This window comes from Bacillus sp. 5RYD7K (assembly GCF_059831465.1).
Genome location: NZ_CP191200.1, coordinates 319,785 through 331,823, shown reverse-complemented (window position 1 = coordinate 331,823; position 12,039 = coordinate 319,785). Strand labels below are relative to the sequence as shown.

The following is a 12,039-nucleotide window of genomic DNA, read 5'->3' as shown; positions in this document are numbered from 1 at the left end:
TGATTATAAAGTTGAAATATCAATGACGAAACGGTAGCGGACATCGCTTCGGAGAACCCGTTCGTACGCTTCGTCGACTTGATTGGCCGGAATCACTTCAATTTTAGGAGCAATGCCGTGCTCGGCGGCGAAATCAAGCATTTCCTGAGTCTGCGGAATACCGCCGACGAGTGAACCCGCAATGCTGCGGCGGCCCGTGATTAAGGAGAACACACTGTATGAGTCCGGATTAGCAGGCGCTCCTACATTTACTAATGTACCGTCAATGCGAAGCAGGGATAAGTAGGCATCTACATCAAGGTTCGCGGATACCGTATTTAAAATGATATCAAAATGTCCGGCCAGCTCAGTGAATGTATCCGGATCGCTTGTCGCGAAGTAATGATCGGCTCCAAATTCAAGGGCTTCGTCTTTTTTGTTCATTGAGCGGCTGAGGACAGTGACCTCTGCGCCTAAAGCGTGCGCGAATTGAACGGCTAAGTGTCCGAGCCCTCCCATTCCGACAATCGCCACTTTTTTGCCGGGACCGGCATTCCAGTGTTTCAGCGGAGAATACGTGGTAATGCCCGCGCACAATAGCGGGCTGGCAGCATCCAAATCCAGCTGATCCGGAATCCGGACAACGAATCTGTCAGTGACAACTATTTTCTGGCTGTAGCCGCCGTACGTAGGATTTCCGTCGTAGTCCAGATTATTGTAGGTCTGAACAACGCCTTTTGTGCAATATTGTTCGTCTCCGTTAAGGCAGTATTCACATTCCCCGCAGGAGTCTACAAAACAGCCGACACCCACACGGTCGCCGACGGCAAATGTGGTGACTTCTTCACCCACGGCTTCCACAACTCCGGCAATTTCATGCCCGGGAACCATCGGAAAGATTCCGCCGCCCCATTCATCGAATGCGCTGTGGATGTCTGAGTGACAAATCCCGCTGTACTTAATATCAATCAGGATATCGTGCGGCCGTAATGCTCTTCTCTCAATCGTTGTCCGCTCAAATTTAGCTTTTGCATGCGGAGCGCTTAATACACGAGTCGGATGATTATTGCACATGGTTATCTTCCTTTCCAAGATAAAGTGATGAATCCTCTGTTCGGTTTTACTTTAAATGTTAAAGCGGACTTTAAGTCAAGGGGTTTGGTTTATTTTTTTATGAAATGATATTCTATAATGGCACGCTTATGAAAGGGATGAAGGATGGGTGGTAAGAATATGAAGATTGCGCAGGCTGCAAAGCAGGTTGAGTTATCAGCCGCGACGCTTAGGTATTATGAAAGTATAGGACTGATTCCTCCAGTAAAACGGGATGAAAGCGGCATCCGCGATTATGACGAAGATGATGTGAATTGGATTCAATTTATAAAATGCATGAGAAATGCCGGGCTGTCGATTGAGGCGCTGATTGAATATACCGCTTTATTTATTGAAGGAGCCGATCATACGATTGAACCCCGAAAAAACATCCTTATAAATGAAAGGAAAAGGCTGACGGAGAAACAGAGGGAAATTGATGAAACTATAAAACGATTAAACAGGAAGATTGAGGATTACGAAGACATCCTTGAAAATGAAGCGAAACTTAAAAATAGATTGAAAGCTGAATATATTTCTGAATGAAGAGAAGATGTCCCGGGCGCCGGGCCGCATGAAATGTACCAAGGGAAACGAACCTTGGTTTTTTTATTTTCTAAAGAGAGGAAACAAAACAGTTTTTCCTATCTTATCAATCTTTACTTATCCTTTTTTCAGCTTGACTTTTTTACTGCAGACTTTTAAAGTGTGAAATGTTGCTTAGACTGTGATTAGCGACTTTAATGCTGAAAAGAGGTGGTTTACCCAGATGAACAATAAAAAGAACCCTTGGGCGTTATTGCCTTTAGTCTTATTCGTAGGGCTTTTTGTCGGCTCTGGTCTGGTGACCGGAGATTTTTATAAATTGCCGATTCTGATTGCCGCGATCATTGCGTCAGCTTTTGCGCTGTTATTTAACCGGAAGAAATCGCTCAATCAAAAAATAGAATGGTTTGCTTCCGGCGCGGGGCATCCTGATATTATCATTATGGTTATGATTTTTATATTGGCAGGTGCCTTTGCTTCAGCTGCTGAAGCGATGGGAGCGGTGCATTCAACTGTCAATCTTGCTTTGAGTATTATTCCGCAGCAGTTTTTGCTGCCGGGGCTGTTTATCATTGCTTGTTTCATTTCTATATCGATGGGAACATCAATGGGCACGATTGCGGCGGTTGCGCCGATCAGCGCCGGTTTGAGCGGGGAGCTTGGCATTTCCGGCGCGATTACGATGGCAGCCGTGGTCGGCGGAGCTATGTTTGGAGATAATCTTTCTTTTATTTCCGACACGACTATTGCGTCAGTGCGGACGCAAAAAACACAAATGATGGATAAATTCAAAACGAACTTTCTGATTGTTTTGCCCGCTGCTATTTTAACCGTTATTATCTTATTTTTTATTCCGGCAGGCCACGCCGGCCATGCGGGTGCTGCATCTTACAGCTGGATAAACGTGCTTCCTTATGTCGCCGTGTTGGTCTTCGCGTTAATCGGTTTTAATGTGATGGCTGTCATATTCGGCGGATTGATTTTGACGGGAATCATAGGGTTAGCGAGCGGCAGCCTGACGTTTGATTCTTATTTTAAGGCGATTACGGATGGAGTTGCCGGAATGAGCGATCTGATCATCCTGTCCATGCTGATCGGCGGAATGGTCGGCGTGATGAAACAAAATGGCGGGATCGACTTTTTACTGGAGTTCATCACGAAACGAATCCGTTCGAAAAAAGGCGCCGAAGCCGGCATTGCCGGGCTGGTCAGCGTGACGAATCTGGCTGCTGCCAATAATACGATCTCAATTATCGCAGCCGGTCCGATTGCGAAGAATATCGCTGATGAATTTAAGATCGACAACAGAAAATCGGCAAGTATTCTGGATATCTTTTCGTGCATGGTGCAAGGTTTGATTCCTTACGGCGCGCAGCTGTTATCGGCCGGGAAATTCGGGAATATTTCCCCCGTCAGTATGCTGCCATACTCTTTCTATCCCGTTTTAATCGGAATCTGCGGCATTATCGCCATTATGTTTGGCCTGCCGAAATTCACAAGGAATACGAAATAAAAAAAGGCGCCGTTCGGCGCCTTTTTTCTTTCATGTCAGCCAAGCATGTTTCAAAAGCTGCACGCCCTGTGCGATCTGATCCGTATCAAGGTGGGCGAAACCTAACTTTATGATCGGCGGTTCAGGCTTTCCGGCAACGAAATAAATGGCGGTAGGGTATACTTTCACTCCGTACTGAAGAGCGCGCTCGATTAACGTTTCTTCTGTACAGTTCAAGTGAACTCTCACCAATATATACAATCCGGACTGCTCGCCGATGATCGTCAACTGTTCGCCGAACTGCTGCTTAATATGTGAAGTTAAGTGCTGCATCTTACGCTTGTAGACAGTGCGCATGCGCTTAATATGGCGGGTCCATTCCCCGTTCTTCATCAATTCAGCCATGGTCAGCTGGTTAAGCGAAGAAGCGGTGCTTTCGAAATGAATGAAACGTTTTTTATACCGGTGCAAAATGCGCCGCGGCAAAACCATATAGCTTATGCGGATGCCCGGAAGAAAGGATTTTGAGAAATTCCCCAAATAAATCACCCGGTCTGACTGAATGGAAGCAAGGGCGGGAAACGGCTGCTGCGTATAACGAAATTCACTGTCATAATCATCTTCAAGAATATATCCCTCTCTTTTATTCACCCAATTGATCAGTGTTTGGCGCTGCTGAATGGACATGCTTACGCCGTAAGGGCTGTGGTGGGAAGGAGTCACGTAGATTAATTTTTCTTTCATTGCATGCAATTGAGAAAAATCAGCTCCGTTTTCATAGACGGGCATCGTTTCCAGTGATAGCCTGTGAAATTGAAATGCCTCTCTGGCACCGTCAAATCCCGGGTTTTCCACGATAACTCCGGAAAAATCTTCTTTCAGAATCCGGCTGAGATAAATCAGCATCTGCTGTGTGCTGCTGCCGATGATAACCGAATCCGCATCTGTTTTCACCCCGCGTGATTCCAAAAGATAAGCGGAAATTTGTTCACGCAAGCCTCTCTCGCCGAACGGTTCACCGTACAGAAAGCTTCTCTCTGATGTTAAAACTTGATTGTGTAATTTTCTCCATGTTTTCAGAGGAAAATGCTTTTGATCGACGGCTCCTGCGCGAAAATCAATCAGGGCCGGCTGAGTTGATTCGTTTTTCTCTGCGTGCACAACATCGTTTTCTTGCTGAAATAAAGAGGGCTCTATTTCATTTGCAAAATATCCTTTGCGCGTTTCGCCGCGAATGTATCCTTCCGCGAAAAGCAGATCATAGGCCATCAATGTCGTATTGCGGCTTACCCGCAGGGAATCTGCCAGCTCCCGAATGGATGGCAGCCGCTCATTTGCCTGAATCGTTCCCTGTTCAATCAATGTCTTAAATTGCTCGTAAATTTGTTTGTATTTCGGGGTGTCGCTTTTGAAAGCGAAAATCATATTTTTCATCAGATGTTCACCTCTGACATGCGTATTTATCCAAAACTGTACCTTTTTAAATGTCAGTTGATCTTTTATTATAGCGGAAAGCACTTTATCAATCCAGGTTCAGAGAGGAGAGTTTTTATGTATATTCCCGCTCCATTTCAGCTGAGTGAAGCTGAAGCGTACGATGTTATTAAAGAGTATGGTTTCGCAACCCTGTTTTCAACGGCAGGAGGCATGCCGTATGCAACCCACCTGCCATTGATGATGAGCAAGGACAATCAATGCTTATACGGTCATTTTGCCTTGCCGAACCCCCAGTGGAAAGAGATTGAAGGCCAAAGTGTATTAGCCGTTTTTCAAGGGCCTCATTGTTATATCTCGCCCAAATGGTATGAGACGAATCAGGCTGTTCCTACATGGAATTATGTGGCGGTTCATGTATACGGGGAGGCGGAGCTTTTGGAAGAGGAAGAAACCGTGCATTCGATGGGCGATCTCGTATTGAAATACGAAAGCCCCGACAGCCCGTACAAATTAGAAGATGTCGATGCGAAATTCCTGTCAGGCATGAACAAAGGGGTAAAAGGCTTTAAAATCAAAATCAGCAAAATAGAGGGGCAGGCGAAGCTGAGTCAAAATCATTCAGCCGCTAGACAGGAAATGGTCGTACAACAGCTCAAACAGATCCCGCACACAAACGAACAGCTCATTTCCGGCCTGATGGAAGAAAACATCAAGCGGATCACTGCAAAAAACTGATACGCATCTTAAAAACATACCGGCAGCATGCGGTATGTTTTTTTCTGGTTATGAAGGTTTTCTCGGGATGAAAAACGACTCAAACAGCAAATAAATCAACGGTGCCGATAAAACGAAGAAAGAACGGGAAATAGCATATGTTATGAGTAAGTAAACGATAAGTTTCAATAGAATGAAAGACGTTTTATTCAATGTCCAACGGTTCCCCAAAACATCAGTCATACATGCTGAAAAAAGGCCGACCGTCAAATAACCGGCTGCGATGTACATATAAATAGAAAGGTAAAACAGATCAGACAACGGCGGTGTGTCTTCCTGTGTCACTTTTAAACTCACGTAAAAGACCAATAAAAAGCAAACGGACGAAATCAGAGCCAGCAAAAGGTGTTTATATAAATACTTCTTCATGTGTTCACCTGCCTATAGCACAATTAATTCTTAACATATTATGACATGGTTTTACCGCTGCTGAAAGAATCGGCAGCTGAAAAAGACGGCAAATCCCGCCGTCTTTTTTTATATCTTAAGATTTCTTAAGAACTTTTACCGCTTTTTCTTCAGGTTTTGAATGTAGAGTGTGTTTTATAAATTCAAAACAAATGGAGAGATTATAGATGAAACGTCTGTTATTTTTATTTCAATATATTATGAATCCCAGATCTGTCGGCGCCGTTCTGCCCAGCTCACACTTTCTTGCTGAGAAAATGACCGGAAAAATTGATTTTCATAAAGCTGAATACATTGTTGAATACGGACCAGGCATGGGAGTATTTACAAAAAAGCTGCTTGAAAAACGTCAGCCTGGGACGATGATCTTATTGATAGAACAAAATGAGGAATTTTATGCTTTACTGAAAGAAAAATATAAAGAGGAACAAAACCTATTTATTGTACATGGATCAGCTGAACATATTGAGAGTCATATGAAGGAGCATGGAATTCCTTATGCCGACTATGTCGTCTCCGGACTTCCTTTTGCAAGCCTTCCAAAAAAAGTGTCTGCCGATATTTTGACGAATACGGCTAAAATCTTAAAAGATAACGGAGAATTCATTACGTTCCAATATACTCAATATAAGAAGGCATTGATTGAGCAATTCTTTCCGCAAATAGAAGTAAGGAGAGAAATCAGGAATATACCGCCGGCTTATGTTTTCAGCTGTTCATTGCCGAAAAAAAAGAGGGAGGATTCATATGGGGACAACCATTCTAATCGTAGATGATGACAAAGATATCCGAAACCTGATCTCTGTCTATTTAGAAAATGAAGGAATAGACACACAGAAGGCGGAAGATGCTGCTGAAGCATTAAAATTATTGGAGCAAAAGGAGTTTGACCTGATCATTTTAGATATTATGATGCCCAATATGGATGGGATTGAAGCATGCATGAAGATCAGACAGGAACGAAATCTGCCTATCATCATGCTTTCCGCCAAATCGGAGGATATGGATAAAATTCAAGGACTGGCTTCCGGTGCCGATGATTATTTAACGAAACCGTTTAATCCGTTGGAATTGATCGCCAGAGTGAAATCGCAGCTGAGAAGGTATAAAAAATACAATACAGATACAATCAGCACGAAGAACGTCATTGAAATCGGTGATTTGACCGTGAATACAGATACAAGGCAAGTGTGGGTGCGGGGGAAAGAAGTCAGGCTGACTCCGAAAGAGTTTGATATTCTGGAGCTGCTTTCGAGAAACAAAGGAATTGTCATGAGTGTTGAAAAAATATATGAGGCGGTATGGAAGGAAGACTTTTTTAAGTCGGACAATACGGTGATGGTCCACATCACAAAGATCAGAGACAAGATAGAAGAGGATTCTAAACATCCGATTTATATCAAAACGGTATGGGGAACAGGATACAAAATATGAAGAAGTTTGGAAATAAGCTGATTGTCAGGCTTCTGATCGCGATCGCAATTAGTTATCTTGTTGCATTTGGTGTGTTGATTCTTGTTATTTTATCTATTTCATATCTGTACAAAATAAATTATTTAACAGATGTGAGCCAGGGAAACGCTAATTTTAGGATACTGATTCAATTTACTGCAGCTATTTTGACCTTTATTGCGGTTTTTTTGTTATTGGTGCGGAAAAAAATATTATATTTGAAACACATTACTGAGAGTGTTCACCATATTGCCAATGGAAATTTAGGCTTGACCATCAGGACTGAAAGCAGGGATGAATTGACACAGCTTGCACAACATATCAATTATATGTCCGAAGAATTAGAGAGTAAATTTGAACATGAAAGACAATTAGAACGAGCGAAAAGTGAGCTGATCTCAAGTGTATCCCACGATTTAAGGACCCCGTTAACATCAATTATCGGATATTTGGATCTGCTTAAAAAAGAACAATACAACAGTAAAGCCCAATTTCAGGAGTACCTTGAAACGATTTATTCAAAATCGCAAAGGCTGAAATATTTAATAGATGAACTGTTTGAATATACACATTTATCGAGTCCGGACGTTACTTTGAACCGCAGCAAAACAGACTTGTCTGCCCTATTGGAACAAATCACCGGAGAGTACATTCCCATTTTTGAAAAGGAACAATTAACTGTCCGAAAATCAATTACGGAAGAACATGTTCCCGTCTGTATTGATATAGAAAAGATGGTTCGCGTTTATGATAATCTTTTTATGAATGCGCTGAAGTACAGCATCAAACCATCTGAATTGTTCATAAACCTAGAAATAAAAGATGAAAAAGCAATTTTGCAAGTGTCAAACAAGGCCGAAAATCTCCCTGCTGACGATATCAATCAATTGTTTGAACGGTTTTTCAGAGGGGATAAGGCTAGGACGGGTCATCAAGGTACCGGGCTCGGACTTGCCATTTCAAAGAGAATTGTTGAGCTTCACAGCGGCCGTATTCATGCGGATTACAGCGGCGGATGGCTTCGTTTTTCTGTTGAACACCCGATTGACTAGAGCTTGCGGGACAAACGTTCCGTAAGCTTTTTTCTTAGAATAACTTAAGAATACTTAAGAATTTTACCGGCTGTTTCTTCATTTTTTTTGCTTATGATGTGATGGAAAGCGAGGAGAGCGGAGAAATTGAAAAATAAAATGATTTTATTATGTATATGGTTTTTAGGCGTTTATTGTTTGAAGGAACTGGACGTGCTGTCATTTGATATGAATGATGTAACGGACTTTATATCAGGGCATGTGCAATACGCGATGCTGCTGTTTTTGGCTTTGTGGGTCGTCAGGCTTCTCTTTTTTATTCCCGGCATGACGCTTATGTTTGTAGGTGGAATATGCTTTGATCCGATGGTCAGCATTTTATTATCAATGGCCGGACTGTTTATAAGCGAAACGTTGGTTTATCTTTTTTCAAAGAAATTCGCCAGCGAAAAAACGACTCAATTGCTGGAAGATAAATATCCTGACTTGAAAGTGTTATTGGAGGCGTACAATTATAAGTTTTTGGCATTGGGGATGATTTGTCCGGTAGCTCCTACGGATGTGATTTGTTTTTTATCGGCAGCAATCGGGTTAAGGTATTCTGCCTACATGTTAACTGTATTGATTTCAAATATTCCTATGGTGCTATTGTCCAGCTTTGTCGTTATCAATTTCAGTGAGTCAATGACAGGTATTGTGTTAGTAATCGTTTCGTTTATATTGATTACGATCTTAACGGTGAGAATGTGGAACCGCATGAAGCAAAATTACTCATGAAACAGGGGTTTATTGTTCGGAAGGATGTAAAGAAGAATACATCAAAAAAAGCTGTCAGCTCGGTCTTTGACGGCTTATTTTTGATGAAAGGCTTATTTCTCCGTTGTGAAATAAAGCAATGCGATGACCGGAAAAGCGATTCCAATCCATAATGTGATACTCCACCCGCCTGAGGCGTATGCCCATCCTCCGATTGATGAACCTGCAGCACCGCCCAGAAAGAAGATGGCCATGAATAAACCGTTTAATCGACTGCGAAATTCAGGTGCCAACGAAAAAATGGCACGTTGACTAAGTACGAGATTGGCAGATACACCCACATCTAACAGGATGGCTGCGGCCACCAGAACTGCTATTCCGACGGGGGAGCTGCTCTGAATCATGAGCGGGAGTAATAAAGAAACGATGACAGCACCGAGAGCGATTCCGGTGGCAAGCCGGGTCAGGCCGCGATCAGCCAGACGGCCGCCTATCGGTGCAGCGGCTGCACCCGCAATGCCCGCCAGTGCGTATAGCGCGATTGCCTTCTGAGAAAAATGAAAAGCAGGGCCGGACAATAATAAAGGTACAGTCGTCCAGAACAAGCTGAAAGCTCCAAATACAAACGCATGATAAATGGCACGGCGGCGTAAAACCGGAGTCGTGCGCAGCAGCTTCCACATTGAGCCGAGTAAGGCGGTATAGCTTGTGTTTGCTGTTGGTTTTCTGGCAGGAAGCACTTTTGATAAGACGATTGCCAGGACAACACTTAACGCGGCGGAGAAAGCAAATATGGCATTCCACCCCCATATATCAGCGACCAGACTGGATATCGGGCGGGAAAGCATAATACCGAGCAATAGGCCGCTCATCACATTGCCGACAACCCGGCCGCGTGCGGCGTCCGGTGCAAGGTAGGATGCGAACGGTACAAGCACTTGGGCGGCGATCGATCCCAGTCCGATGAAAAACGCAGCGGCTAAAAACAGTGTTCCATGCTTCACACATGCTGTCAGTGTCAAAGCGGCTGCGCTTAGTAGGAGCGATACGACGACAAGTTTTTTGTTTTCGATTATATCTCCCAAAGGGACGAGAAACAGTAAACCGGCAACGTATCCGATCTGGGTCAGCGTGACAATCAATCCGGCACTGCTTGGAGAAAGCCCAATGGCCGCACTGATGAATCCTGCCAAGGGCTGTGCATAATAAAGATTAGCGACAATGATGCCGCATGCAGCTGCAAGAAGAAGGGTTAAACCAGTTGAGACCCCCTGATTTCCTTTTTGTTTGTTTAATGTAGCCATGTGAATGAACTCCTTTTTAATGATTTTATGAGGTTTGACAAATAATTTGCTGATTCATCTCCTCTCCATAGATTTTTAGTGCTAAGGTTTTGCGGAGTGTTGAACATTTTCTAAACTGAACGTTCAGTTTTATTTATAAGTGAATGATATACTAAACGTTCAGTTTTGTAAATGGGTTTCTGTTTTATTTTTTTATCATGTTAAGTATACTGAACGTATCGTTTATATTTCGGGAAGGAATGATTTATGTGCAGAGTAAACGAGGGCGGCCGCGTGATGAAGGAACACATAAGGCGATTCTTTCTGCGGCCTATGACCTCTTGCTGGAAAAAGGTTTTGATGCGGTGACAGTCGATAAAATTGCAGAGCGCGCGAAAGTGAGTAAAGCAACGATTTATAAATGGTGGGCAAACAAAGCTGCCGTTATCATGGACAGCTTTCTTTCGACCGCTACGGAAAGGCTGCCTGTGCCTGATACGGGATCAACAGTACATGATGTATCGATCCACGCCGCGAATTTAGCAAGGTTTTTGACAAGCCGGGAAGGAACCGTTATTAAGGAATTAATAGGTGCGGGGCAGCTGGATGCCAAATTGGCAGAAGAATATCGCACACGATTTTTCCAGCCCCGCCGCCTCCAAGCAAAAGGCCTTCTGGAAAAGGGAATTCAGAAAGGTGAATTGAGAAAGGATCTTGATATTGAAGTAAGTATTGATCTTATTTACGGACCGATTTTCTATCGCCTGCTTGTAACAGGGGACGAGGTCAATGATGCCTATGTGCATGATTTGGTGATGAATGCGTTTAAGGGAGTTCAAGCTACGTGAATAATCGCCCGAGCGGAAAATAATGAAAAGGCAGAACAAGGTTATTGTTCTGCCTTTTCTGCTTTATTAGCGAACCGCCGGGCGGCTGCCACGCACGCGATAACGCCGACATTCACCGCCGCAAGTCCCCATCCTACTCTTTCGTAAATCGTTTCTTATAAACAGACCGTCTCCTGCCACCGTCAGCTGACGCTTGCCCAATTTCAAGCGGGGAGTGGCAGAAACATATCAACAGAATGAGAAAGCTGTACCGGAAAAAAAGAGCGGTATTATTAGAGGCCGTGCGACGCGAGCAGGGGTTTCTGAAACCGATACAAAAAAACAGAGCTGCCTGGGCGCTGGGCGTTGTAAAGGCAGTTCTCAGTTTGACATACTGAAGCTTGAGCAAGAGGTGCTGTCTCAGCAGCAAAACGATTTATAGGACGGGCAGGCGGAGCGCCGTATCAATATTTTGTAAATTAAACCGGACTTGTTCATCTGTGTTCCACGGATGATACCAGCCTTTTTCCATCATATAGCGTGAGATTTGCTCGTGCATGTCGATCGCTTCTTCTAAGTGACGGGTGAGGATCGCTTTCACTTCAGGCGTTCCGGCTTCCGTCGCCGCCATCGCATAGTTTCTGACTCCGCTTTTTGCCGAATTCAATAAATCCATAGCGACAATTTGGTCTGTCAGTGCATCCATCCCCGTCAGGTATTCCATAATCGGATTCATTCGTTATTCATCTCCTATTCATGCTTTGCATCAGATAAAATCGAGGCAAACTCCTGCAATTGCCTTGTTGATGTATCCGCATCCTGCTGCATGATTTCTTTCAGCTGCGGATCGGATACGAGCGCTTTCATGGTTTTGGACTTCGTCAGACAAAGTGACTTAAAAGAAGCCATCTCCTGAATTTCGAGTAATTCATGTAAGGCGCTGGCCATTTCTGTAGCCTCCG

At 43.7% G+C, this 12,039-nt stretch carries 14 protein-coding genes and 1 pseudogene; 9 read left to right on the top strand and 6 right to left on the bottom strand.

Translation table 11 applies throughout. The features are described 5' to 3' along the window. Positions 1-3: 3 nt before the first annotated feature. Complete coding sequence (locus ACQE26_RS01565; RefSeq protein ID WP_060963481.1) at positions 4-1,053, bottom strand: NAD(P)-dependent alcohol dehydrogenase; 1,050 nt, start codon at positions 1,051-1,053, stop codon at positions 4-6. 159 nt (positions 1,054-1,212) lie between these two features. Between ACQE26_RS01565 and ACQE26_RS01560 the strand changes: the two genes are divergently transcribed. Further along, the gene (locus tag ACQE26_RS01560; protein WP_500470474.1) at positions 1,213-1,617 is read left to right on the top strand and encodes a MerR family transcriptional regulator; all 405 of its coding nucleotides are present in this window, start codon (positions 1,213-1,215) and stop codon (positions 1,615-1,617) included. Between the two features lie 223 nt (positions 1,618-1,840). After that, a complete protein-coding gene (locus tag ACQE26_RS01555) occupies positions 1,841-3,130 on the top strand; it encodes a Na+/H+ antiporter NhaC family protein (RefSeq protein WP_500470473.1) in 1,290 nt (429 codons plus the stop codon). A gap of 30 nt (positions 3,131-3,160) precedes the next feature. On the opposite strand, the gene pdxR is transcribed toward ACQE26_RS01555, so the two are convergent. Further along, positions 3,161-4,543, bottom strand: a complete 1,383-nt coding sequence (pdxR, locus tag ACQE26_RS01550; RefSeq protein ID WP_500470472.1) for a MocR-like pyridoxine biosynthesis transcription factor PdxR — start codon at positions 4,541-4,543, stop codon at positions 3,161-3,163. 117 nt (positions 4,544-4,660) lie between these two features. On the opposite strand from pdxR, the gene ACQE26_RS01545 reads away from it, so the two are divergent. Next, a complete protein-coding gene (locus tag ACQE26_RS01545; protein WP_500470471.1) occupies positions 4,661-5,281 on the top strand; it encodes an FMN-binding negative transcriptional regulator in 621 nt (206 codons plus the stop codon). A gap of 48 nt (positions 5,282-5,329) precedes the next feature. On the opposite strand, the gene ACQE26_RS01540 is transcribed toward ACQE26_RS01545, so the two are convergent. Then, positions 5,330-5,689, bottom strand: coding sequence for a hypothetical protein (locus ACQE26_RS01540; protein WP_500470469.1), 360 nt, complete (start codon positions 5,687-5,689; stop codon positions 5,330-5,332). 206 nt (positions 5,690-5,895) lie between these two features. Here ACQE26_RS01540 and ACQE26_RS01535 point away from each other — a divergent pair, with 206 nt between their 5' ends. The 4 genes from ACQE26_RS01535 to ACQE26_RS01520 all read left to right on the top strand — a co-directional run bounded on the left by ACQE26_RS01535 (position 5,896) and on the right by ACQE26_RS01520 (position 8,988). Further along, positions 5,896-6,504 carry a class I SAM-dependent methyltransferase gene (locus ACQE26_RS01535; RefSeq protein WP_500470467.1) on the top strand — a complete coding sequence of 203 codons (609 nt, stop codon included), beginning with the start codon at positions 5,896-5,898 and terminating at the stop codon, positions 6,502-6,504. After that, a complete protein-coding gene (locus ACQE26_RS01530) occupies positions 6,476-7,162 on the top strand; it encodes a response regulator transcription factor (protein ID WP_438421284.1) in 687 nt (228 codons plus the stop codon). The genes ACQE26_RS01535 and ACQE26_RS01530 overlap by 29 nt, the downstream gene beginning before the upstream one ends. Further along, positions 7,159-8,232 (top strand): sensor histidine kinase, encoded by a 1,074-nt coding sequence (locus ACQE26_RS01525; protein WP_025284318.1) that lies wholly within the window; start codon positions 7,159-7,161, stop codon positions 8,230-8,232. Before ACQE26_RS01530 ends, ACQE26_RS01525 begins: the two co-directional genes overlap by 4 nt. Before the next feature lie 126 nt (positions 8,233-8,358). Then, positions 8,359-8,988: a TVP38/TMEM64 family protein gene (locus tag ACQE26_RS01520; protein WP_489201685.1), complete on the top strand. Its 630-nt coding sequence runs from the start codon at positions 8,359-8,361 to the stop codon at positions 8,986-8,988. Between the two features lie 92 nt (positions 8,989-9,080). On the opposite strand, the gene ACQE26_RS01515 is transcribed toward ACQE26_RS01520, so the two are convergent. Next, positions 9,081-10,271, bottom strand: a complete 1,191-nt coding sequence (locus tag ACQE26_RS01515; RefSeq protein ID WP_500470466.1) for an MFS transporter — start codon at positions 10,269-10,271, stop codon at positions 9,081-9,083. A 248-nt stretch (positions 10,272-10,519) separates the two neighbouring features. Here ACQE26_RS01515 and ACQE26_RS01510 point away from each other — a divergent pair, with 248 nt between their 5' ends. Together ACQE26_RS01510 and ACQE26_RS01505 are read left to right on the top strand one after the other, a co-directional pair. Next, positions 10,520-11,098 (top strand): TetR/AcrR family transcriptional regulator, encoded by a 579-nt coding sequence (locus ACQE26_RS01510; protein WP_500470465.1) that lies wholly within the window; start codon positions 10,520-10,522, stop codon positions 11,096-11,098. A gap of 156 nt (positions 11,099-11,254) precedes the next feature. Then, positions 11,255-11,397 (top strand): annotated as a pseudogene (locus ACQE26_RS01505) (MocR-like pyridoxine biosynthesis transcription factor PdxR); the annotation flags it as partial. A 116-nt stretch (positions 11,398-11,513) separates the two neighbouring features. Here ACQE26_RS01505 and ACQE26_RS01500 read toward each other — a convergent pair. After that, complete coding sequence (locus ACQE26_RS01500; protein WP_016937108.1) at positions 11,514-11,813, bottom strand: spore coat protein; 300 nt, start codon at positions 11,811-11,813, stop codon at positions 11,514-11,516. Positions 11,814-11,827: 14 nt separating this feature from the next. Continuing rightward, complete coding sequence (locus ACQE26_RS01495; RefSeq protein ID WP_003156073.1) at positions 11,828-12,025, bottom strand: hypothetical protein; 198 nt, start codon at positions 12,023-12,025, stop codon at positions 11,828-11,830. Positions 12,026-12,039: the final 14 nt, after the last annotated feature.

What these genes read in the sequence shown, in the direction of transcription:
- ACQE26_RS01545 (WP_500470471.1), top strand. Translation starts at nt 4,661, where the DNA reads ATGTATATTCCCGCTCCATTTCAGCTGAGTGAAGCTGAAGCGTACGAT.
- ACQE26_RS01540 (WP_500470469.1), bottom strand. Translation starts at nt 5,689, where the DNA reads ATGAAGAAGTATTTATATAAACACCTTTTGCTGGCTCTGATTTCGTCC.
- pdxR (WP_500470472.1), bottom strand. Translation starts at nt 4,543, where the DNA reads ATGAAAAATATGATTTTCGCTTTCAAAAGCGACACCCCGAAATACAAA.
- ACQE26_RS01525 (WP_025284318.1), top strand. Translation starts at nt 7,159, where the DNA reads ATGAAGAAGTTTGGAAATAAGCTGATTGTCAGGCTTCTGATCGCGATC.
- ACQE26_RS01560 (WP_500470474.1), top strand. Translation starts at nt 1,213, where the DNA reads ATGAAGATTGCGCAGGCTGCAAAGCAGGTTGAGTTATCAGCCGCGACG.
- ACQE26_RS01530 (WP_438421284.1), top strand. Translation starts at nt 6,476, where the DNA reads ATGGGGACAACCATTCTAATCGTAGATGATGACAAAGATATCCGAAAC.
- ACQE26_RS01535 (WP_500470467.1), top strand. Translation starts at nt 5,896, where the DNA reads ATGAAACGTCTGTTATTTTTATTTCAATATATTATGAATCCCAGATCT.
- ACQE26_RS01565 (WP_060963481.1), bottom strand. Translation starts at nt 1,053, where the DNA reads ATGTGCAATAATCATCCGACTCGTGTATTAAGCGCTCCGCATGCAAAA.
- ACQE26_RS01500 (WP_016937108.1), bottom strand. Translation starts at nt 11,813, where the DNA reads ATGAATCCGATTATGGAATACCTGACGGGGATGGATGCACTGACAGAC.
- ACQE26_RS01515 (WP_500470466.1), bottom strand. Translation starts at nt 10,271, where the DNA reads ATGGCTACATTAAACAAACAAAAAGGAAATCAGGGGGTCTCAACTGGT.
- ACQE26_RS01555 (WP_500470473.1), top strand. Translation starts at nt 1,841, where the DNA reads ATGAACAATAAAAAGAACCCTTGGGCGTTATTGCCTTTAGTCTTATTC.
- ACQE26_RS01495 (WP_003156073.1), bottom strand. Translation starts at nt 12,025, where the DNA reads ATGGCCAGCGCCTTACATGAATTACTCGAAATTCAGGAGATGGCTTCT.